At 61.4% G+C, this 21,574-nt stretch carries 18 protein-coding genes; 12 read left to right on the top strand and 6 right to left on the bottom strand.

Annotated elements, in window-relative coordinates:
- Positions 1–2: 2 nt before the first annotated feature.
- Positions 3–878, bottom strand: coding sequence for a branched-chain amino acid ABC transporter permease (locus tag SM766_RS18395; RefSeq protein WP_065273757.1), 876 nt, complete (start codon positions 876–878; stop codon positions 3–5).
- Positions 879–1,194: 316 nt separating this feature from the next.
- On the opposite strand from SM766_RS18395, the gene SM766_RS18390 reads away from it, so the two are divergent.
- A complete protein-coding gene (locus SM766_RS18390; RefSeq protein ID WP_368948724.1) occupies positions 1,195–1,806 on the top strand; it encodes a TetR/AcrR family transcriptional regulator in 612 nt (203 codons plus the stop codon).
- On the opposite strand, the gene pcaQ is transcribed toward SM766_RS18390, so the two are convergent.
- A complete protein-coding gene (pcaQ, locus tag SM766_RS18385; RefSeq protein WP_368948723.1) occupies positions 1,803–2,717 on the bottom strand; it encodes a pca operon transcription factor PcaQ in 915 nt (304 codons plus the stop codon). The genes SM766_RS18390 and pcaQ overlap by 4 nt on opposite strands.
- Before the next feature lie 93 nt (positions 2,718–2,810).
- On the opposite strand from pcaQ, the gene pcaC reads away from it, so the two are divergent.
- From pcaC to SM766_RS18360, 5 genes are all read left to right on the top strand, one after another.
- Complete coding sequence (gene pcaC / locus SM766_RS18380; protein WP_368948721.1) at positions 2,811–3,218, top strand: 4-carboxymuconolactone decarboxylase; 408 nt, start codon at positions 2,811–2,813, stop codon at positions 3,216–3,218.
- A gap of 13 nt (positions 3,219–3,231) precedes the next feature.
- Positions 3,232–3,972 carry a protocatechuate 3,4-dioxygenase subunit beta gene (gene pcaH / locus SM766_RS18375; protein ID WP_274835099.1) on the top strand — a complete coding sequence of 247 codons (741 nt, stop codon included), beginning with the start codon at positions 3,232–3,234 and terminating at the stop codon, positions 3,970–3,972.
- Positions 3,972–4,592: a protocatechuate 3,4-dioxygenase subunit alpha gene (pcaG, locus tag SM766_RS18370; RefSeq protein ID WP_065272838.1), complete on the top strand. Its 621-nt coding sequence runs from the start codon at positions 3,972–3,974 to the stop codon at positions 4,590–4,592. Before pcaH ends, pcaG begins: the two co-directional genes overlap by 1 nt.
- 12 nt (positions 4,593–4,604) lie before the next feature.
- Positions 4,605–5,435, top strand: coding sequence for a 3-oxoadipate:acetyl-CoA acetyltransferase (locus tag SM766_RS18365; RefSeq protein WP_274868894.1), 831 nt, complete (start codon positions 4,605–4,607; stop codon positions 5,433–5,435).
- Positions 5,436–5,778: 343 nt separating this feature from the next.
- The gene (locus SM766_RS18360) at positions 5,779–6,699 is read left to right on the top strand and encodes a PHP domain-containing protein (RefSeq protein WP_368948720.1); all 921 of its coding nucleotides are present in this window, start codon (positions 5,779–5,781) and stop codon (positions 6,697–6,699) included.
- Between the two features lie 34 nt (positions 6,700–6,733).
- Here the strand turns inward: SM766_RS18360 and cueR are convergent, their stop codons facing one another.
- Complete coding sequence (cueR, locus tag SM766_RS18355; RefSeq protein ID WP_274830189.1) at positions 6,734–7,147, bottom strand: Cu(I)-responsive transcriptional regulator; 414 nt, start codon at positions 7,145–7,147, stop codon at positions 6,734–6,736.
- Positions 7,148–7,504: 357 nt separating this feature from the next.
- Here cueR and SM766_RS18350 point away from each other — a divergent pair, with 357 nt between their 5' ends.
- On the top strand, positions 7,505–8,620 hold the full coding sequence (locus SM766_RS18350; protein ID WP_368948719.1) for an S-(hydroxymethyl)glutathione dehydrogenase/class III alcohol dehydrogenase: 1,116 nt from the start codon (positions 7,505–7,507) through the stop codon (positions 8,618–8,620).
- A 137-nt stretch (positions 8,621–8,757) separates the two neighbouring features.
- Positions 8,758–9,420, top strand: coding sequence for a GntR family transcriptional regulator (locus SM766_RS18345; protein WP_368948718.1), 663 nt, complete (start codon positions 8,758–8,760; stop codon positions 9,418–9,420).
- Positions 9,421–9,459: 39 nt separating this feature from the next.
- On the opposite strand, the gene SM766_RS18340 is transcribed toward SM766_RS18345, so the two are convergent.
- Complete coding sequence (locus SM766_RS18340; RefSeq protein WP_368948717.1) at positions 9,460–10,554, bottom strand: M24 family metallopeptidase; 1,095 nt, start codon at positions 10,552–10,554, stop codon at positions 9,460–9,462.
- Between the two features lie 475 nt (positions 10,555–11,029).
- Here SM766_RS18340 and SM766_RS18335 point away from each other — a divergent pair, with 475 nt between their 5' ends.
- The 4 genes from SM766_RS18335 to SM766_RS18320 all read left to right on the top strand — a co-directional run bounded on the left by SM766_RS18335 (position 11,030) and on the right by SM766_RS18320 (position 19,136).
- Entirely contained in the window at positions 11,030–14,140 is a 3,111-nt protein-coding gene (locus SM766_RS18335) for an Ig-like domain-containing protein (protein ID WP_368948715.1), read from the top strand.
- An 87-nt stretch (positions 14,141–14,227) separates the two neighbouring features.
- A complete protein-coding gene (locus SM766_RS18330) occupies positions 14,228–15,526 on the top strand; it encodes a TolC family protein (protein ID WP_274830193.1) in 1,299 nt (432 codons plus the stop codon).
- Positions 15,527–15,666: 140 nt separating this feature from the next.
- Positions 15,667–17,967, top strand: coding sequence for an ATP-binding cassette domain-containing protein (locus tag SM766_RS18325; RefSeq protein WP_368948713.1), 2,301 nt, complete (start codon positions 15,667–15,669; stop codon positions 17,965–17,967).
- Complete coding sequence (locus SM766_RS18320; RefSeq protein WP_065272830.1) at positions 17,964–19,136, top strand: HlyD family type I secretion periplasmic adaptor subunit; 1,173 nt, start codon at positions 17,964–17,966, stop codon at positions 19,134–19,136. Before SM766_RS18325 ends, SM766_RS18320 begins: the two co-directional genes overlap by 4 nt.
- A 166-nt stretch (positions 19,137–19,302) precedes the next feature.
- On the opposite strand, the gene SM766_RS18315 is transcribed toward SM766_RS18320, so the two are convergent.
- Complete coding sequence (locus tag SM766_RS18315; RefSeq protein WP_274832862.1) at positions 19,303–20,016, bottom strand: trypsin-like serine peptidase; 714 nt, start codon at positions 20,014–20,016, stop codon at positions 19,303–19,305.
- A gap of 440 nt (positions 20,017–20,456) precedes the next feature.
- Positions 20,457–21,569, bottom strand: a complete 1,113-nt coding sequence (locus SM766_RS18310; protein WP_065272828.1) for an ABC transporter ATP-binding protein — start codon at positions 21,567–21,569, stop codon at positions 20,457–20,459.
- Positions 21,570–21,574 lie beyond the last annotated feature (5 nt).

The following is a 21,574-nucleotide window of genomic DNA, read 5'->3' as shown; positions in this document are numbered from 1 at the left end:
GATCAGACCTTCTTCACTCGGACCTGGCTGAACAGGCCGTGCGGACGGAACACCAGCACCGCCAGAAGCAGCGCATAAGGCGCGATCTGCGAATAGCCCGCCGCAAGATACCGTGCCGCGAAGGGCTCGATCACACCCACGATCAGACCACCAGCCAGTGCACCGGGGAGCGAGCCGAAGCCGCCGATGACAGCCGCCGCAAAGGCCTTGATGCCCAAGAGGCCGGCGTTGGGATCAATGGCGCCCTTTGAGGCAAAAAGGATCCCGGCCACGGCAGCGGTTGCACCCGCCAGACCCCAGATCAGCCCCTGCACCCGGCGCACCGGAATGCCCATGAAATAGGCCGCCATCTGGTTTTGACTGGCCGCCTGCATGGCAAGCCCCAGCTTGGTGCGCTGGAAGAACTGGTAAAGCGACCATGTGAGCAGGAAGGTCACCACGATCACCGCGACATCCGCCATGCCCAGCACGACGCCGCCCAGTTGTAGATCGCCCAGCGCGAGCGGGCTTTCCAATGTCTGCGGCTCGTGCCCCCAGATCAAACCAGCCACGAAGCGCAGCACAAAGCCCAGCGCGATGGTCAGGATGACAACCGCAGTCTGGCTCTGCCCGAACAGGTGCCGCAGAATGAAAAAGTCGAGCAGATAGCCAAGAACCGCCATGATCGAAATCGCCAGCGGTGCTGCGACCCAGAATGGCAGGTCCATATATTCTGCGTTGGTAAGGCCAAGGGTCACAAATGCCCCCAGCATCATGAAATCGCCCTGAGCGAAATTGACCGCTTCAGTCGCTTTGTAGATCAGCACAAATCCGAGCGCGATCAGGCCGTAGACACAGCCATTCGCGAGCCCGCTGACCAGGAGCTGCAATACTTCCAAATTTTCCTCCCCCCGCCCGTCATGAGCGGTTCCTAACCCGGTCATTGCCGGGCGAATGCGCCTTATTTTACTGGGTTTTCGCTGCGCCTCCTCAAGCGGCGGAAACCCTTGGCGTCTAAAAACAGACTACTGAGTATGTTTTTCCCCTGTCAATTGCTAAGACCCAGCGTCAAAATGGCAAAATGCGGCTATATTTTGAGCATATGCCCCCCTATTGTTCGCTCCGCGCCCGATGGTGTGCGGCAGCGATCAAGGATGCTAAAATGGCTCAGCCATTCGCGCCGCCCCGCAAGCAGACGACATCAGGCGATGCATCATGTTAGAACAGATCAGCGCATCCAAAAGCGAAATTCTTGATGCAGCGGCCCATTGTTTCATGACGATGGGCGCCGATTCCGCGTCCATCGACGATATCGCGGCCAGCCTTGGATCGACCAAAGGACGGATTTATCACCATTTCCCCTCCAAAGGTGCGCTTCTGGCTGCGGTACAACTGCGCGCAGCACGGTTTACCTATCAAGCGGTGCGCGCGGTGGCAGATGATGCCCTGCCTCCGCAGCTTTGTCTGGAAAGGATGGCCCGCGCCCATGTGATGGAGGTGCTGCGCTCCCTGCCCTACCACAAGGTGATTCTTCAGACCTACACCGGCGCGCGCGCCAAGACCTCCAACGCGTTTGAACGGGGCATGCAGGCGCAGGTGCGGGCAGAGCACCGGCAGTATGCCGAACTCTTCCGCGACCAAATCGCCCGGGGTATCGAGGCAGATATATTCCCGGAACGCAACCTGACGGTCACGGTTGCCGGGCTGATGCTGATGCTCAATTCCCCGGTCTTCTGGTATCAGCCGGATCGCGGCGCCGGGCAGGAGTTCCGCAACACCATCGCAGACGATCTGGCAGAAATGGCGCTGGCCAGCCTGCGCGCCTAAGCCTCGCAAATCTCCCGCAGGGCTGCGCAGAACCGCGCGGCGGCGGCAGAGAGCTGGTGTTCACTGCGGATACACAGCCCCACCGGACCCAGCGTGCTGTCCGTGTTCAGTGGCAGCAATGCCAGAACGCCCTCCTCCAGATCGGCACGCACCACACCATGGCTGATGATCCAGATCGCCCGATGCTTCAGCGTGAACCGGCGCCCAAACGTGGCAGAGACGGTTTCGATCGGGAAACGGGGCACCGTCATCCCCTGCTCCAGAAACATGCGGTCCACCAGCGGCCGGATGATCGACCCTTCCGAGGGCATCAGTACCGGGAACCCCTCAAAGGCCTCACTCGGCACATGCGGCAGCGCCGCCAGCGGATGGTCTTGAGCAACCACCGCCACCACCCGTTCGCGGAACAGCGGGTCGAAATCCAGCCCGACCATGTGATCGGGCGCGGGCAGACGTCCCACCACCACGTCCAGATTGCCCCGCCGCAGTTGATCCAGCAGATATTGATTGTCGCCGGTGCGCACGGAAAACCGGCTGTGGCTGCCTTCGGTCCGCAGCGCCGCCAGGGCATCCGGCACCACCGTTGCCGACACCGTCGGCAAAGCGCCAATAGCCACCCGTGGCCCTTCTGCCTCGTCCAGCCCCTGCAGCATTGCCACCCCGTCCCGTGCCAGCGCCAGACTGCGCCCGGCGTGGTCGCGGAACATCTCACCATAGGCGGACAGGCGGATACCGCGCCCGTGCCGCTCGACCAAGGGCTTGCCGACAACAGCCTCCAGCTCCCGCAGCGTGCGGGTCACCGCAGGCTGGGTCATGCCCAATGCCTCGGCCGCCTGGGTGACGCTGTCCTGCCGGGCGACCTCGACGAAGACCTCAAGATGGCGCAACTTCAGCTGTGACGATAGACGCATACCATTTCCAATATGAAATCATGCAATTCACAGCATTATACAGTCCAATTTAGATATGCGATAGTACACGCCATATGAAAGAGGGAGGACCGGATGACCGACAGCCGTTATGATCAGGGCATGGCCGTGCGCCGCAGCGTGCTGGGAGATGCCCATGTGGATCGCGCCGAAGCTGCCAAGACCGATATGGACGTAGCTTTTCAGGCGCTGATCACCGAAGGCGCCTGGGGCACCGTCTGGGCCTCAGACGGGATCGGCCAGCGCGAACGGTCGATGCTGACCCTAGCTCTGCTGGCGGCGATGGGAAATTTCGAGGAAATCCCGATGCATATCCGCGCCACCGCGCGCACCGGCGCCAGCCGCACCGATGTGATCGAGGCGTTTCAGCACGTGGCGATCTACGCCGGGGTGCCGCGCGCCAACCATGCGCTGAAACTGGCCAAACAAACCTATGCGGAAATGGATGCCGAAGCCGCCGCGTCCCCGGCATCCAAGACCTGAGGAGGATAGGACAATGACGAAACCGACACAGAACATGGCTGAATTCTACCAGCGCGACCGCCGCTGGCACCCGCCAGCCTATGACAAGGACTACAAAACCTCGGTGGCGCGCTCGCCCAAGTTTTCGCTAATCAGCCTGGAAAACACGCCGAGCGAAATCACCGGCCCGCGCTTTGGCCACAGCGATCTCGCCGCCACCGACAACGATCTGATCTCGAACTACGCCAAGCCCGGCGAAAGCCCCATTGGCGAACGGATCATCGTGCATGGCCGGGTGCTGGATGAAAACGCCCGACCGGTTCCGAATACTCTGGTGGAAATCTGGCAGGCCAATGCCGGTGGACGTTATCGTCACAAGAAAGACACCTACCTGGCGCCGATCGACCCGAACTTTGGCGGCTGCGGGCGCACCATGACGGATGAGGATGGCTACTACTATTTCCGCACCGTGAAGCCCGGTGCCTACCCGTGGCGCAACTGGGTCAACGACTGGCGCCCGGCGCATATTCACGTTTCGGTCTTTGGCAGCGGCTTTGCCCAGCGCCTGATCACCCAGCTCTATTTCGAGGGTGATCCGCTGATCAAAACCTGTCCCATCGTGGCGACGATCCCGGATCCGGACGCCATCGACCAGCTGATCGCGCGACTGGACCGCAACGCGACCATTCCGCTCGACACCATCGCATACAAATTCGACATCGTGCTGCGCGGTCGTCGTTCGACCCTGTTCGAAAACCGTCTGGAGGGGAACTGATGCAACAGAAGCTTGATTATCTGAAAGAAACCCCGTCGCAAACCGCAGGCCCCTACGTCCATATCGGCCTTGCGCCGGGCGCTGCCGGTTTCCAGATCTACGATCAGGAACTGGGTCAGGACATCGCAGGCCCCAATGCCGCAGGCGAGCGGATCCGGATCGAAGGACTAGTCATCGACGGCATCGGATCGCCGGTGAAGGACGTGCTGCTGGAGGCTTGGCAGGCCAATGCCGCCGGTGTCTATGCCCATCCCGAACATCCCGGCGAGGTCGAAGAGGGTTTTCGCGGCTGGGGCCGCGTGATCACCAACTTCGAAACCGGTGAATGGGCGTTTGAGACCGTCAAGCCCGGCCCGGTCATGGGCCGCAACGGTCAGATGATGGCGCCGCATATCAACCTCTGGATCGTGGCGCGCGGCATCAATATCGGCCTCAACACTCGCCTTTACTTTGACGACGAGGCCGCAGCCAACGCGACGGACCCGGTGATCAACCTGATCGAGTGGGAGAAACGTCGCGAAACCTTGATCGCCAAGCGCAGCGAACGTGATGGGCAAACGGTTTATCGTTTTGACATTTGCCTGCAAGGTGACGATGAAACCGTATTCTTCGACATCTGAGGAGGGACAGAGTTGAGCAAACCCTGCATTATCTGCGTGGCCATTACCGGCTCGGTGCCGCGCAAAGAACATAACCCGGCGGTGCCGATTACCATCGCCGAGCAGATCGAAAGCACTCAGGAAGCTTTTGAGGCAGGCGCCTCGATCGCCCATTGCCACGTGCGCAACGACGATCAGACGCCGACCTCGGACCCGGAGAAATTCGGCCGTCTGCTGGAAGGGCTGAACAAACACTGCCCCGGCATGATCGTGCAGCTGTCCACTGGTGGCCGCTCCGGCGCAGGCAAGGAGCGCGGCGGTATGCTTTCGCTGCGTCCCGACATGGCGTCGCTGTCGGTGGGGTCCAACAACTTCCCCACCCGCGTCTACGAGAACCCGCCGGATCTGGTCGACTGGCTGGCCTCCGAAATGCGCACCTATGAGGTAAAGCCCGAGATCGAAGCCTTCGACCTCAGCCATATCCATCAGGCGGTGAAGATGAGCCGTGAAGGCGCCATTCCGGGCAAGCTCTATGTGCAATTCGTCATGGGCGTGAAGAACGCGATGCCCGTGGACAAGGAAACCTTTGATTTCTACGTCCAGACGGTCAAACGTCTTGCCCCCGATGCCGAATGGTGCGGTGCCGGCATTGGCCCGGGTCAGATCATGCTGAACGAATGGGCGATTGCCGCAGGCGGTCACACCCGCACGGGTCTCGAAGACAACCTGCGCATTGATCGCAACACCATGGCGCCGTCGAACGCGGCCCTGGTCAAACGCGCGGCTGACCTGTGTGAGAAGTACGAACGCCCCGTTGCCACCTGGCAGCAGGCGCGGGAAATTCTGGAACTGCGCCCGGCCTGAGCCTGGCGCAGCCTGTTCACGCGGAGTTGTTCTTGAGGTCTGTTTCTCGCAGGCCCGCTTCATACCGCATATACAATAGGCAACGGTCCGGTCTGATCAGGCCGGACCGTTGCGTCACCTCTGCCGCCCCCCTTGCGGGTCCGGCGTCCTCGGCCTACATCCCCCCCTGCGCGCGGCACCCCGTTTCTCTCGAGCCGCTCCTCCCTCGGCGCTGCCTATTCTTAGGCAGGGGGTTGCCGCGCGCGTTCCTTCTCCTTCTGGTGTCACCATCCCTGCTCTCCCCTGTCACAAAACCATTGCCAAAGGCCGCTACCAGCCGGGGAACACGGACAGGAGACACCCCATGCTGCACCCCGCTTTTGCCGCCCCCGGAGAGTTTTTCCGCGGCAACCTGCATTGCCATTCCAACAGGTCGGACGGGGTTCTTGACCCAGCAGAGGTCTGCCGCCGCTACAAGGCGGAAGGCTATGATTTCGTTGCGCTGACTGATCATTTCGTCGGGCGGTTTGACTATCCGATCACCGACACGCGCGACTTCAGGGACGCGGTCTTCACCACCCTGCCCGGCGCCGAACTGCATTCCGGCGCCATGGAAAACGGTGAGCTGTGGCACATTCTCGCCGTCGGCCTGCCTGCGGATTTTGCGCCGTCCCACTCGCCTGACTTTCACCCCGTCGAAGGCCAGGAAACCGGGCTGCAGATCGCCCGGCGTGCGCGTGAGGCCGGGGCTTTCGTGACCATTGCCCATCCCCATTGGTCGGGCATGACATTGACAGATGCGCGCAGCATCGAAGCGGCCCATGCGGTGGAAATTTACAATCATACCTGTGCCGTCGGCACTGATCGCGGCGAAGGCAGCCATGTCGCCGACCTTCTGCTCTCTGATTGGCGCGACCTGAACCTCATCGCCACCGATGACGCCCATTTCGCTGGCCCCGATCATTTCGGCGGCTGGGTCATGGTCAAGGCAGAAGCCAACGAGCCTGATTTGCTGCTGGAGGCTCTGAAGGACGGAAATTTCTATTCTTCACAAGGGCCCGAGCTGAAGGCTGTGGCGCTGAACGGCGGGCATATCGATGTGGCCTGCAGCCCGGTCTCTTCGGTCATCGTGCAGGGGCATGGCTCTGCCGCAACTCTGCAGCATGGCACCGCGCTGACACAGGCGCGTATTCCGCTCGACCGTCTGAAAGACAGCCCATGGCTGCGGGTTACCGTGATTGACCGGTCTGGCAAGCGGGCCTGGTCCAATCCGATCTGGCGCTGACGGGGATCGCACCGACAACGCGCAAGAACCGGCGCTACTCCGCGCCGGTTTCCTTTGCACAGAATTCGCCGGACAGATCTTTCAGAATTGGACAATCTGGCCGGTTGTCCCCAGCGCAGCAATGCACCAGTTCGGTCAGTGTATCGCGCATCGCCTGCAAATCGGCGATCTTGGCTTCGATCTTGCCGAGATGCTCCTGCGCCAGATGTTTCACATCGGCGCTGGCGCGGCTTTCATCCTCATAGAGCGCCATCAGCATACGGCAGTCTTCGATGGTAAAGCCCAGAGCCCGCGCCCGCCCCAGGAAGGCCAGCTTATGCAGGTCGGTTTCGGCAAAACTGCGATAGCCGTTGGCGCTGCGCATGGGTTTGATGAGGCCGATATCCTCGTAATACCGAATGGTTTTGGCAGGCAGCCCTGAACGGGCTGCAACATCTCCGATATTCATGCTGGTGCCTCCTTCATCCCGGTGTCGCATAGGGCGCTACCGCAGTCACCCCTTTCATCTATAGTCGGTCATCGCCCGTACAAGCATCACCAGACAGGCAGGCGTAAAAGGCATTGCAGATCTTCCCCTCCGAAACGGCCGCACAAGCCCGGATGACGCAGAGCTACACGCAAGCGCCGGTTTTCTACAATACGCCCTCTTGCCGGTGAAAATCCGTGCAACAGGGGTGCTTGCGCCCATAGGGTGGCGAATGTAACGCTGGCAAAAGCAGGGCCAAAAGGTCCGCCAGCGCATGACACCCCATGCCACAGAACACCCGGCCCGTCGGCCGCCAGACAGAAGCGAAGGAACCCAAACATGATCCGCACCCGTGCCGCCGTTGCCGTTGCTCCCGGCAAACCGCTTGAAATCATGGACGTGAACCTCCAAGGCCCCAAAGCGGGTGAGGTTCTGGTAGAGATCAAGGCCACCGGTCTATGCCACACCGACGAATTCACCCGCTCGGGCGATGACCCCGAGGGCATCTTCCCCGCCATCCTGGGCCACGAAGGCGCAGGCGTGGTGATCGAAGTCGGCGAAGGCGTCACCAGCCTGGAAGTGGGCGATCACGTGATCCCGCTTTACACACCTGAGTGCCGCGAATGCGAATACTGCCTCAACCCGAAAACCAACCTCTGCCAGTCGATCCGCACCACACAGGGCGCCGGCCTGCTGCCCGATGGCACCACCCGCTTCTCGATGCTGGATGGCACCCCGATCCATCACTACATGGGCTGCTCGACCTTCGCCAACCACACGGTTGTGCCGGAAATCGCGCTGGCCAAGGTGCGCAAGGACGCGCCCTTTGACAAGATCTGCTACATCGGCTGCGGCGTCACTACCGGCATCGGCGCGGTGATCAACACCGCCAAGGTCGAAATCGGCTCCACCGCCATCGTGTTCGGTCTGGGCGGCATCGGTCTCAACGTGATCCAGGGCCTGCGGCTCGCGGGCGCCGACCAGATTGTCGGCGTGGACCTGAACCCCGGCAAGGTGGAGATGGCCACGCATTTCGGCATGACCGATTTCGTCAACCCCGCCGAAGTTGAGGGCGATCTGGTCGCGCATCTGGTCGAACTGACCGGCGGCGGCGCCGATTACACCTTTGACGCCACCGGCAACGTGCAGGTCATGCGCACCGCGCTGGAAGCCGCACACAAGGGCTGGGGCGAAAGCATCATCATCGGCGTGGCACCTGCCGGAGCCGAGATTTCCACCCGTCCCTTCCAGCTGGTCACCGGCCGCAGCTGGCGCGGCACCGCATTCGGTGGCGCCTCGGGCCGTACCGATGTGCCGAAGATCGTCGACTGGTACATGGACGGCAAGATCGAGATCGACCCGATGATCACCCACAAGCTGTCGCTGGACGAAATCAACCACGGCTTCGACCTGATGCACGAAGGCAAATCCATCCGCGCCGTCGTGGAATTCTGAGAAAGGCCAGCCCAACCCGGTTACCAATCAGCGCCGTGGGTCCCTTGGGCTCGCGGCGTTTGCTTTGCGGCTTTCACAGCTGAGCAGAAGCCCTGTATAGAGAGGCCGGTTCACCGCAAGACAGATGAGGCAGAGGCGTGAAGTTTCAGGCCACGGATATTTCACAGACAGCCAGTGCTGCGACGGTCATCTTTGACGCGCTGCGCAAGGCCATCATACAGGGCGATCTTGCCGATGGCGACCCGCTGCGCCAGGAAGAGATCGCCAAGGCGTTTCACACCTCCCGCTTTCCGGTGCGCGAGGCCCTGACGCGGCTGGAACAGCAGGGGCTGGTCAGAACCCAGCGCTACAAGGGCGCGGTGGTCGCCACCTTGTCGATGCAGGAGGCGGGCGAGGTTTTCGATCTGCGGGCCAAGCTGGAAGCCGATGTGATCCGTCAGGCGGTTCCAAACATGACACCGGTGACCCTGAATAACGCCGAGGCCTGTCTGGAGCAGTTTGCCACCTCGGACGATCCTATGATCTGGGGGCAGCTGAACCGGAAATTCCACGGCGCGCTTTATAGTGTCAGCGGCATGCCCTACCACATTCAGGTCATCGAAAACGCCATGGACCGGGTAGACCGCTACCTGCGCGCCCAGCTGGTGATGAGCGGCGGCGTTGATCGCAGTACCGAAGAACACCGGGCCATCCTGCAGGCCTGCGCGGCAGGAGAGGCCGAGACCGCTGCGCGGCTGACCTTTGCCCATATTCAGGATGCCAAGGCCTCGCTTCAAGCGCAGCTGCAATCGGCAACCTGAGACCGGGTTGGGGCCTCCCCCAACCCAAGAGTTTCCCGATCAGCCGACGATCATCAGCTCCTTGGGGAAGGAGGTCAACGTACGGCAGCCGTCCTCGGTGATCAGCACGTCATCCTCGATCCGCACGCCAAACAGGCCCGGCCCGTAAAGGCCCGGCTCATTGGTGTAGACCGTGCCGGCGGGCAGCTCCTGATGATTGCCACGCATGATATAGGGTGCTTCGTGGACATCGCGGCCAAGCCCATGCCCGGTCTTGGTGCGGATCCGGTCGGCATAGGGCGAGGCTTCCAGCACGCCGGTCACCACATCATCAATCTCATGCGCCGTGACCCCGGCCCGCGTCACCTCCAGCCCAGCCAGATTGGCGCGCAGCACCGTGTCATAGACCGCGCGACCGTCTTCACTGACCTCGCCAACAAAAACGGTGCGGGTGATATCAGCGCAGAAGCCGTCCTTGCGGCCGCCGAAATCGAACAGCAGAGCATCACCGGACTGAACCTTGTAATCGGCGCGCGCGTGCGCGTGGGGGCGCGCGGAATTGTCCCCGGCCGCAACGATAGGAGTAAAGGCCAGGTCGTCGGCGCCTTCGGCAAACAGAGCCTGGATCAGCGCACTTTCGATCTCTTTCTCGGTCTGGCCGACACGCACGCCTTCCAGAACCCGATGCAGCGCACGCTCTGACAGGCTGATAGCCGCCTCAAGCGCAGCGATATCAGCCGCCGTCTTGATCATCCGTAGTCCCGAGATCTGACGTTCGGCATCGATGATTTCGACATCGGGCATTGCCTGTTTCAGCGCGTGATGCACAAAGACCCGCATCACCTGCCCTTCGACGGCCAGCCGGGTCATCGGCAGATGCGCCGCCAGCGCCGCAAAGGCCCCGGCATAGCCATCCTGATCGCGCCAATCAAAAACCGCCCCATCAAAGCCGACCTGCTCCCAGGAGCCAAGTTCAAGGTTCGGAACGATCGCGGCCGGTTTGCCTTCGGCGGGTATCACCAGAACGAAAGGTCGTTCATGGCTCATGAAACTGTGACCGAGGGCCCGCGTGAAATTCGGCCCGGGCACCAGTGCGATGGCCTCCACCTTTAAGGCAGCGGCAAGTTGACGGTAGTCAGCCAAGAGTTGCGTCATCGATTTCGGACCTCGCGCGTTGATGATGTCAGACCAGTGGGGGCTGTTCGTTGCAGCAATGCCTCCGTGATAACATCGAAAATTTGACATTGGAAACAAGGCGTTCCCCGCTCGCCCGTTTTCGGTATCAAACTGCGCCCCCGTCCCCGCCCCTGCATCCTCGCGCCCAGAGACATGAGACCGCCTCGGGACTGCCAACATCCTGCAAACGCCTCACAAAGCCGTTAACCATTTGGTAAGAACTGGCGCAAAAACGCTACAAAGTTTAATAGAATTGAGCCAAATGCGGCGGCAAAGCCACTATTCCCACCGCTTGAAAGAGTTTCATGTTACTTAAAATGTAGACATAAGACCCAAAATTGACGCATTATGCCCACAATAAGGCCGCAAAGACGGCCATTGGGCAAGACGATACAGGCAATGAACCAGGTGACCCGCTTTGGCGGCGTTGTCCGGTCTATAAGCGAGCAAAAAAATGAGTAGTGTTGGATATATTTCCCGCGATATGACGGGAACGACCGTACAGGGTGTGTTTGCTGAAGGTACGCCGGCCCACCTGAACGTCTCTCAAACAAAAGACATTTCACTGAACCTTGGCCGATCCGCGGTCGAAAGTTACGCACGGCATGGCGCCGATCTGCATATCGTGCTGGCCGATGGCCAGACCCTCGTGCTGGACAACTTCTTCAGTTACGGCGCGACCGGTGGCAAGAACCTGTTCCTCAGCGCCGATGGCCAGTTCATCGAGGTTGTGCTGGAGGACAAGGCCGATGGCATGCTGTTTGCCAGCTACGAAACACTGGACCTCTCCGGGAAATGGAGCGCCTATGACGAGTTGGTGTTCCTGGATGTCGACCGCATCGAACCGGTGATCGCCCCGCTGGCAGCGCCCCTGCTGGGCGGTTTTGGCGCCGCCGGTGTCGCAGCGGCTGGGGTAGTCGGCACCGCCGTATTGGTCACAGACGACAGCGAGACTGGAACGCCTCCGGGCCGAGGCCGGGTGCCCACGGTGGACGACCCCGATGCGGTCTACCCTATCGCCGGCTCGACCAACGATCCGGTCGTGATCACCGGCACCGGCACCCCAGGCTCTGAGGTGCGGGTTCTGATCGGCGGCCATACGGAAACAGTGACCATCCGCGATGACGGCACCTGGACGGCGACAATCGCGATCAACGATCTGCCGCCGGATGGCAATTATGATACCACAGTCGAAGTCACCGACCCGGACGGGAATGATTTCAACCTAGACGGGCCGACGGTGATCATCGACACCACCCCGCCCGAGGCCGAGGTCACCAGCGGCACCCAGTCCACCGGTGATATCGTCAATGCGATCGAGCAAGCCGATGGCCCGGTCATCACCGGCAACGGCGAGCCCGGCGCCCGTCTGAACGTGCGGATTAACAACGTTACCCAGCGCACCACGGTCAACGACGATGGCACCTGGTCTGTCACCTTTGATCCTGCCGATATTCCCACTGGCGAATACGAGACCGCCGTGCGGATCCGAACCACAGATGAGTTCGGCAACCGCAATACCTATCACGATGTGCTGGTGGTCGACACCGTTGCGCCGCCCATCGGCATCGACACCGTCGAAGGTGACGACAAGATCAACTTCGTCGAACTCTTTGACGGCGTGCGACTGACCGGAACCGGCGAAGCTGGCGCCTCAATCTCTGTTGATTTCCAGGGCGTTACGCGCACTACAACCGTTGCAAACGACGGCACTTGGTCGGTAATCTACGACGCCGAACATATCGCTGACGGCGTCTATGACAGCACCATATCTGTGACCTCAGCCGATGCAGCAGGCAACAGCGCCACCGAAACCCATACGGTGCACATCGACACCGAAAACCGCGTCACGATCAACACTCAGGTGGGTGATGATCATACCATCAATGCCTCCGAGCAAGCTGCTGGCGTGACCCTGACCGGCATGGCCGATCCGGGCGCAACAGTTGCTGTCACCTTCCAAGGTATCAGCCACACAGTCACCGCCGCAGCTGACGGCAGCTGGTCATCGGCCTTCTCCCCGGCAGAGATCGGAATCGGCACCTATGATGCCACCGTTTCGGCCGTTGCAACGGACACCGCTGGAAACGTCTCAACCGTCACCAAAACCATTGGTGTCGACACCGAAACCGCGGTGACAATTGATCCCGGACTGGCAGGCGGTGACAATATCGTCAACGCTGCCGAAGCCGAAGTCGGCGTCACCCTGACCGGTGTCGCAGAGCCCGGAGCGGAGGTTTCGGTTGCCCTAGCGGGCGTCACCCGCGACGCATTGGTGGATGCCTCCGGCAACTGGAGCGCAACCTTTGAACCGGGTGCCATCCCTCCCGGTGAATACGACAGCGCCGTCACCGTGGCGGCCACGGATATCGCCGGAAACACCGCCTCCGCCTCCTCTGCCTTGCGGGTAGATACTGTGGCTGGCACCGTCACTATATCGCCGGATCCGGTGGAACTCGACGATATCATCAACGCCACCGAACGCGCGGATGGCGTCGACATTAGCGGCACCGCCACCCCTGGCCTGCTGGTTACCGTCGGGCTTGGCACTGCCAGTAACCAGGTTGTTGCGGATGTGAACGGTAACTGGAGCACCACTTTCCTGGCGGGTCAGATCCCACAGGGCAACGCAGAACTGCCGATCACTGCCTCCATTGTCGACAGCGCCGGAAATACCGCCAGCGCAACGGATACAGTGGCGCTGGACACGCTGGTCGACCCCTTGACGGTTGCCCCGGACCAGACCGCCGACGATATCATCAACCTCGCCGAACGCGCGGCGGGCGTCACTCTGCAAGGCACCGTGGAACAGGGATCCACCGTTCAGGTCACGATCGCAGGCGTCACCCATGCGGCGACTGTGGATGCTGCCGGCAACTGGAGCGCCGATATCGCCGGTGCAGACCTGCCCGACGGCGATTATACCGCGACAGCAACTATCACCGCGACGGACGGGGCAGGAAACGTCCAGTCCCTGACCGAAAGCTTCACGGTCGACACCAGCTACACTACGCCGGATGTGGATGCAGTGACCTTCTCCAGCAGCGATGTGCGCCGGATCAGTACCGAAGGCGCAACCGACAGCTACACGGTGAATGCCCTTAATAGCGATGGTTCGGTCACAGCCCCCACCGCAAGCGTCGATCAGGACCCGGTGTTCGGAACCGAGTTCACCTTCTCGACCCCAGTGTCGGACGGCACCCATCTGGTGATTACTAGCGAGGATAGCGCTCAGAACGCATCCAGCACGCTGGTCGTTCTGGAGGACAATGCGACCAACAGCGGCGCGCTGGATCATGCGGGGCTACCGCAGTTCAATATCGATGCTCTGAACCTCGACTATGCTTCCGACGTCTCGCTCAGCCTGACCGAGGCCGACATCAAGGCGCTGTCGGGCAATTCCGACACTCTGACCGTGCATGGCGGGGCGGATGACACGCTGACCGTTGCCAATGCATCGGCCGCAGGCGTCGAGGCCGTCGATGGACAGATCTACAACGTCTACACCGTCGGTGACGATGGCACCAAACTGCTGGTGGACCAGGACGTCAACGTTCTCATCTGACGACATGTTCCGGCGACGGGTTTTCCCTGCCGCCGGAACCAACGACAAGCCGAAAACCGGCGACGCAGAAGAAGGGCAAAGGGCAGGATGCACTTGGGACGATCCGCTGGAGTGATTGCGCTGTTGTGCAGCCTGTCGGCCTGCGCAGAGCAATCGCCGTTCCTGCTGGGCGGCGGTGACGATGCCGTTGCCGGAACCTCCAGCAATTTTGCGCAGACCGAGGGCGAGAACAGCTCCGAGGTGATTTCGGCCCTGATGCAGCGCAAGTCCCTGCTGGAACCCAACAGCGTCTATCGCCGGGTTGGGGATGCGGCGATCGAAGCGTCCTCCCGCGCCTCCGAAGCCGAGTTGATCAGCGCCAAACTGCGCGCCGAGGCAAAATCCAAGAACTGGCTGCCCACCATCGGTCCCTCTGTCAGCCTGACGGACCTTGGTGATCTGGTGGCCGGGATCCTGATCGAACAGATCCTATTCGACAATGGCCGCCGCAAGGCAGAACGCGCCTTTGCCGCCGCCGACGTCGAGGTCGCAGCGGTCAATCTGTCAATCGACATCAACACGCGGGTCCAGACTGCAGTTGGTCTATACTCTGCAGGTCTGCGCGGCGACGAAAAGGCCGCTTATCTGGACCGCGCCATCCGCCAGATGAGCGAGTTCCGCCGCATCGTGAAAGGCCGTGTCGACGGCGGGCTGAACGATCAGTCCGATCTCAACGTGGTGGACAGCAAGATCAGCGGGCTGCGCACGGCGCGGGCCACCGCGCAGGACGCCGCCGCCACCGCGCGGGCCGAGCTTCAGGCCATGACCGGTCAAAGGTTCCCGGAAAAACCTGCCCGTATGGATCTTGGTACCCCTCCGCAACAGACCGCCTTTCTGGACGTGCTGAAAGCCCAAGCCGAAGCCGATCGCGCGATTGCCGAGGCTAAGGCTGGCCGCGCGGGCCTGTTGCCGCAGATCGCTGCTGCTGGGAACGCCACCACCGATGGGTCCGGCGCCGGTCTGACCCTTGATCTGGCGACACCTCTTGGCCTTGGCACGCCTGCCGCGCTTAAGGCGCTCGAAGCCAGCAAGGAAGCCGCCCGCCGCACCATTGGCGAGGCCCAGGAAGACGCCCGCCGCACCTATTCCCGGCAGATGCAGCGTCTTGCCTCATATATCCGGCAAGAAAGCGAAACCGCTGCCCTCGCCCGTGCCAGCCGCGAAACGTATAAGCTGTTCAAATCTCAATACGAAGCCGGTCAGCGCCCGGTGATGGAGGTCGTCTCCATCTACGAAGAGCTGATACGCCGCGAACAGGCACATATCGAAGCCAAATACGAAGTCATCCTGATCCAGTTGGAACTGTCGCGGGATATGGGTCTGTTGGCAGATGGGACTAAAATATGATCAGGTTCCCCGGAAAATTCAGAAGACCCAAGAAGGCGGCCAACGCAGAGCCCCCGGCACAGCCGGTGCCGATCTCCCCTGCTCCGGAACTGTCTGCGTCTTTGTCCCCTCCCCCCTTCACCGCCTCTGCACCGGAGCCGATGACTGTCAGCCCTGCGCTGGAACCGGCAGCCGACCCGCTGCCGCTGCACCGCGAAGACATGCAGATCGCCGCAACCGGCGCCCCTACCCCCGCGCCGTTGGGCGACACTGCTGAAGATGCGCCGCTACAGCCGGAGATCGCCCCAGAAAATGCAGATGGTGCCGCCGAACAGGCAACCAAAGCACCGGCCGCCGGTGCTGATGAGCGGATCCGGCACCGGGCCGAGCTGATTTCCACGCTTGCCGCCCTCAAAGGCGCCGAAACTCAGACCAGCGATATTGCCAGCTCCCTCTGGCGCGACGGCAAGGGCGACACCTCGCCCAATGTTCTCGCCAAGGCGCTCGGCTCTGCAGGGCTCAAGGCCCGGCTGCAAAAGACGAAGAAAATCACCCCCGGCCTCTGGCCCGCACTGGCGATGATGCAAGGCGGGCAATGCGTTCTGGTCCTGGAGCAGACCGGTCAGTTTCTGACCATCTATGACACCAGCTGCCCCGACAACCGCACCGAAGTGCCTCTTGGCGACTTCAGCCCCTATTTCACGGGCCAGGTTCTGACTGCCCGTGCCTCCGTGTCGCAAATGGCCGCACGCCATACCCCGCAGCTGGAAAACAGCCATTGGTTCTGGGGCGAATTCCCCAAATATCGCCGCCAGGTGGGCGAAATCATGCTTGGCTCGCTGGTGGCCAACGTGCTTGCCGTCTCGGTCGCGTTGTTTTCGCTGCAGGTCTATGACCGCGTCGTGCCGCACCAATCCCATGCAACGCTGTCGGTTCTCGCCATCGGCGCCTTTCTGGCCATCATGCTGGAGGCGCTTCTGAAAGTGGCCCGTGCCCGGCTGACGGATACCGCAGGCCGCCAGATCGAACTCTCGGTGCAGCACAGTCTGATGCGCCGGATCATCGGCATGCGCTCGGACAAGAAGCCCCTGCCGCCCTCAGGCCTGTTTGCCGCGATGCGCGATTTCGGCTCGGTCCGTGAATTCTTGACCTCCTCGACCATCTCGACGCTGGCCGACATTCCCTTCATCGCGGTGTTCCTGCTGCTGGTTTCCTCGATCGCTGGGCCGATTGTCTGGGTGATCGTGCTGGGCGGGCTGCTGATGCTGCTGCCGGCCTATTTCATGCAGAAACGCATGATCGCCCTGACCCGTCAGACCCAAGGCGCCAATGCCAAGGCCGGGCGCCTGCTGCACGAGGTGGTGACCGAACTCGACACTCTGAAAACCCAGCGCGGCGAGGACCGGGTTCTGCGGCTCTGGGATGAACTGAACGTGCTGTCCTCCCATTCCTCGACCGAGCAGCGCCGCCTGTCCAGCGCCCTCACCTATTGGTCTCAAGGTGTGCAACAGGCCACCTATATCGTCGCCGTGGTGCTGGGCACGCTGATGGTGTTTGCCGGGGAATTCACCGTTGGCACCATCATCGCCACCGGCATCCTGACCAGCCGCACGCTGGCACCGCTGACGCAGTTTGCCGGCACGCTGGCGCGCTGGAGCAACGTCAAGGCCGCCCTCGAAGGGCTGGAGGCTATCGCCACCGCGCCCCAGGAAAACGACAGCCAGCGCAGCTATCTGCGCCGCGATACCCTCACGGGCCGGTTCGACCTGCGCGAAGTGGTATTCCGCTACGATCCCGATGCCGCCCCAACGCTGGACGTGCCTGCTGTAGCGATCCTGCCCGGCCAGCGAGTTGCCATCCTTGGCGTAAACGGCTCCGGCAAATCCACCCTGCTAAAGCTGCTGTCCGGTCTTTACGCACCTGAAAAAGGCCGCGTGATGGTCGATGGCACCGACATCAGCCAGATCGACCCGCGCGATCTGCGCCGCAACATCGGCTATCTCAGCCAGGATGTGCGCCTGATGGCGGGCACCCTGCGCGATAACCTGAACCTTGGCCAGCTGGAACGCGACGACAGCCGCATGATGGAGGCCCTGGATTTCGCCGGACTCGGCGCCTTTGTGCGCAGCCACCACAAGGGGCTGGATCTGGAAATCGGCGATGGTGGCGGCGGTCTGTCGATCGGCCAACGCCAGTCCATCGGATGGGCACGCCTGTGGCTGCAAAACCCTGCGGTTGTCCTGCTGGATGAACCGACGGCGGCGCTGGACCAGACGCTGGAGCGCACCATGGTCAGCCGCCTGGAAAGCTGGCTGGAGGGCCGCACAGCAGTCATCGCGACCCACCGGATGCCGATACTGTCGCTGACCAACCGGACCCTGATCCTGCAGGCCGGGCGCATGGTCGTGGACGGCCCCCGCGATCAGGTACTTGCCCATCTTGCGGCGGGAGATAAGAAATGACAGCCACCAGCCACTTTGACCTGATGGAAAGCTCGCGCAGTTCAAGCCGGATTATTCATCTGGTTGGGGCGGCGCTGGTGATCTTCCTCACCTGGGCGGCCTTTGCCTCGGTCGATGAAATCGTACGCAGTGAAGGCCAGGTCGTATCCTCATCCAGGGCCCAGATCGTACAGAACCTCGAAGGCGGCATTCTGGGCGAATTGTTCGTCCGCCAGGGCGACGTGGTGCAGGCCGGTCAGGTGCTGGGCAAGCTGCAGGACACAAAATTCCGTGCTGCCGCTGACGAACTGCAGGAGCAGATCGACGCGCTGGAGATCAAGCAATACCGGCTTGAGGCAGAGATGAGTGGCGCTTTTGAGTTCAATGTCCCGGCCCATCTGACCCAGCGCTCTCCTGAAATTCTGGCCTCTGAACGTGCGCTGCTGAAGGCGCGCCAGACGGATTTCAACAGCCGCCGGGAAAGCGCGCATGCCATCATGACCCAGCTGAACGAAGAGCTGGAGAACCTCAAACGGCTTTACAAAACCAACATCGTGGCCCTGACCGAGGTCAACAAGGCGCAGAAATCGGCCACCGATGCCGCGGCCAAATACAATGAAATCGGCACCCAGAACGAGCTGGACCTGGCCGAGGAATACTCCGAAGCCCTGCGTAAGCTGGCCTCGCTGCGCCAAGAGCTGCGTCTGGCGCAAGACCAGCTGAACCGGACTATTATCACCGCGCCGATGTCGGGCATCGTCAACAGCCTGGCTGTGACCACCATCGGCGGCGTGGTGCGCCCCGGTGAAGAGATTTTCGAGATCATCCCGCTGGGTGAAGAGCTGTTCGTCGAAGCCCGCGTGAACCCCAAGGACATCGCCAGCGTGCAACCCGGCCAGGATGCCACGATCAAACTGTCGGCCTATGACTATACGATCTATGGCGCGCTGAAGGGGAAAGTGGATTTTGTTTCGGCGGATACCTTCGAGGATGATCGCAACCCGCGGGCAGAACCGTTTTACCGGGTGACTGTACGGGTCGACAGATCCGGCTTCACCCAGCGCCAGCAATCCATCGAGATCCGCCCCGGCATGCGCGCAACGGCAGAACTTCAGACCGGTTCCAAGACGGTGCTGAATTACCTTCTCAAACCGCTCTACAAATCACGTGAAGCGTTTCGCGAGCCCTGAGACTGCGGCGCCTTTGCCGCGCATATCTGTATGGATCAAATATTTCGGGACCATCTGTCCCATAGGTGACCTGCCCTAGCCGGCCTCCCCTCTGCGCAAGTCCCGACCTCATTCTGCAGGCGGGCATACGCGAAATTTCTTTTCGCGTGCTGGCACAGTTTCCGGATCAACCGGCGCGTTGCATCAAAGTCCGCAGCGTACCGTCCAGAACCGACCCGAGGGATACCCGTCTGGATCCGATGGCCGCCTTTGACGAAATCACCGACACCAGTCGCGGTGCATGACCTGCCGTGACTTCGAACACCGGCGAGCCGGAAGCGCCATAATCAACCCGGCAGGACATCACCAAAGTCTGGTGCTGTTTCGCCAGAACCTGGCATCCGCGCTCCAGGCTGGGTCTGGTTGCCCGGTTGTGCGAATAGGACAGTACCCCGACGACATCCCCCCGGTTCGCATGCCAGGACAGGCGCAAAGGCTGAATTTGCCGGGCGCTGATCGGACTGTCGAGCCGCAACACCGCCAGATCGCTGCCGATCTGGGCAACACCGCCGCTCCCTGCCCGGTACCCCGGATGCAGAACCGCTTTTGTCACCTTGCGAGAGGCTTTTGCCCGCTGCCCATTGAGGCCAGCCTCGAACTTGATCGTCCGGGGATCCACCCTGCGCCCTGTAGACGGATCATACAGGCAATGGGCCGCTGTCAGTACCAGATTGTTGGCAATCAGGGATCCGGTGCACATGTTGCGTCCGGCAATATTCAGGCGGCCGACGGCCTCCCAGCCCGGCATCGAATTGACGCTTGGACGAAGCTCATCGGCTTCGGCGCCGCCGGACAGCCCGAAAGACAGGCAGACCGCCGCTATCGCAGCTCTTAGTCTCATTGTCATCCACTCCACTTTCCACACCTGCATCCTGTTGGAGGCCTGCGGCTGGAATGCGGCTCAATCTTGCGTGGACTGGACGAAATGATGGACAGAATATGACGCGGTAAACAAACCCTTAACCCCCCGGCTTTTCCCTCTTCAGCATGAACAATTCCTTTGGAAAAGCCTAATAAAGCTTGCGGATTGTCCGAAAATTTTAGTCAAACGCCCAAAAAATATGAGTGAATTCTTCGTCTATAGGGCGTGAAATAGGGGGGTGAGAGGAAACTTCTTGTCAATAAAGTCGCGAATCCGGGGGTGAATCGCGGGGAATGTGGCGAATCTTGGCCCGCTTCCACCCCGTTTAACGGGCCAGGTTCAGGCAGTCGTGCCACGCCCCCGCCGCATTGCGTTAAGATATCGCAACATGGACGGGCGGGAGGCTCTGCAGGGAAAAATCAACCGAGGCGAGCACCAGTCTGCGGGTCGAACAGGACCGCCCGCTCCATACTGACGGCAAAGTCCATGGTACCCTCAAGGATCATGGCGTAACCGGACGTCCCGCGCGCGAGCACTTCCTTCCCGTTCCAGGTCAGAACACAAAGCGTGTCTGCGCCGGTCGCCTCGGTCACGTCGATCTCGCAGGGCACCACCTGCCCCGAGGCTGCAATGGAGGACTGGGTGATCATCTCGGGGCGCAGCCCCAGAACCAGTTTCTGCCCCATCCGTCCCTCAAGCTGTGCGGCATGGGCGGAAAGGTCCAGGACAACGGTCTGATCCACCCCTTCTGCCCGCACGGTGATTTCCGCCACCGGACCGCGATCCGAAGGCTGCGGCACCACCTCGATGAAGTTCATCGGCGGCGATCCGACCAACCCCGCCACGAACATATTCGCGGGCTGCTCGTAGATTTCCGCAGGGCTGGCCAGCTGCTGTACCTCACCATCCTTAAGAATGGCGATCCGGTCAGCGAGGGTCAGCGCCTCGATCTGGTCGTGGGTAACATAGACCATGGTGGCGTTCAGCCGCTTGTGCAGGCGCTTGATCTCGGTGCGCATCTCAAGTCGCAGCTTAGCATCCAGATTGCTGAGCGGTTCATCAAACAGAAACACCTCGGGATCGCGTACCAGCGCCCGGCCCATGGCGACCCGCTGCCGCTGACCGCCGGACAATTGGCCCGGTTTGCGGTCCAGCAGGTGGTCCATCTGCAGCATCTTCGCGACCTCCAACACCCGCTCCTTGCGCTCAGCCTTGGGCATGCCGCGCATCTCAAGTCCAAAGGCGATGTTTTGTGCCACTGTCATGGTCGGGTAAAGCGCGTAGGACTGGAACACCATGGCGATGTCGCGGTCCTTGGGGTGCACATCGTTGACCACGCGCCCGCCGATGCTGATTTCGCCCTCGGTCACGCTTTCCAACCCGGCGATCATGTTGAGCAGCGTGGATTTCCCGCAGCCCGAGGCACCAAGCAGCACAAGAAACTCTCCATCCTGAAGATCGATCGACACGCCTTTCAGAACTTCGACCGTGCCGTACCGCTTGACCGCGTTGTTGATTGTCAGAGACGCCATGTGAC

Source organism: Pseudophaeobacter sp. A-200-2 (assembly GCF_041008815.1).
GTDB classification, from domain to species: Bacteria; Pseudomonadota; Alphaproteobacteria; order Rhodobacterales; family Rhodobacteraceae; genus Phycobacter; species Phycobacter gallaeciensis_A.
Note: the sequence above shows the minus strand (reverse complement) of the source record. Positions and strands in the feature narration are given on the sequence as shown.